Origin of the sequence: Pseudarthrobacter sulfonivorans, assembly GCF_024391045.1 — a bacterium.
Classification (GTDB): Bacteria; Actinomycetota; Actinomycetes; order Actinomycetales; family Micrococcaceae; genus Arthrobacter; species Arthrobacter sulfonivorans_B.
Map to the genome: position 1 here is coordinate 1 of NZ_JANFCZ010000073.1, position 311 is coordinate 311.

The following is a 311-nucleotide window of genomic DNA, read 5'->3' on the forward strand; positions in this document are numbered from 1 at the left end:
GATACCGACAACGGTGGAGAGTTCATCAACTACGCCCTGATCGCATGGGCCGGCGAGAAGGACATCTACTTCACCCGCTCCCGGCCCTACAAGTCCAACGACAACGCCCACGTCGAGCAGAAGAACGGCGATGTCGTCCGCCGGCACGCCTTCCACTACCGCTATGACACCGCCGCCGAACTGAGGCTCCTCAACGCCCTCTACGCCCTGGTCCGGATCCGGCTGAACCTCTTCACCGCCACCACGAAAGCAACCGGCTGGCGCTCCAACAAACACGGGAAGAAGACCCGCATCTACGACAAACCGCAGAC

1 pseudogene is annotated in these 311 nt (G+C 61.7%); it reads left to right on the forward strand.

The features are described from left to right. Positions 1-311 (forward strand): annotated as a pseudogene (locus NQJ30_RS18935) (integrase catalytic domain-containing protein); the annotation flags it as partial.